Consider the following 241-nt stretch of genomic DNA (forward strand, 5'->3'; position numbering starts at 1 on the left):
CAGGCCACCCTGTACGATAAAGATTCGCCAGGTTGTGCATCGCCTTCCAGTGCCCACGCTCCGCTGCCTTGCTGTAAAGCTCGACAATACGGCCCCAGGGCCGCAGAGTATCGGGCTTGGCCAAGGCGGCTGCTTCGCGGTACCAAGCATCGGCTTGCAAATCCAACGGAGGAAGATGGTCTTTTTCATTAACGCAGACAAACGACTCGCTGTTGGCCATCACGGGAACGGCTGCAAGACA

General features: G+C 57.7%; 1 pseudogene. It reads right to left on the bottom strand.

The features are described 5' to 3' along the window. Window positions 1–241: pseudogene (locus HMPREF2886_RS32875) on the bottom strand (sel1 repeat family protein); the annotation flags it as partial.

Origin of the sequence: Pseudomonas sp. HMSC066A08, assembly GCF_001813025.1 — a bacterium.
GTDB classification, from domain to species: Bacteria; Pseudomonadota; Gammaproteobacteria; order Pseudomonadales; family Pseudomonadaceae; genus Pseudomonas; species Pseudomonas aeruginosa.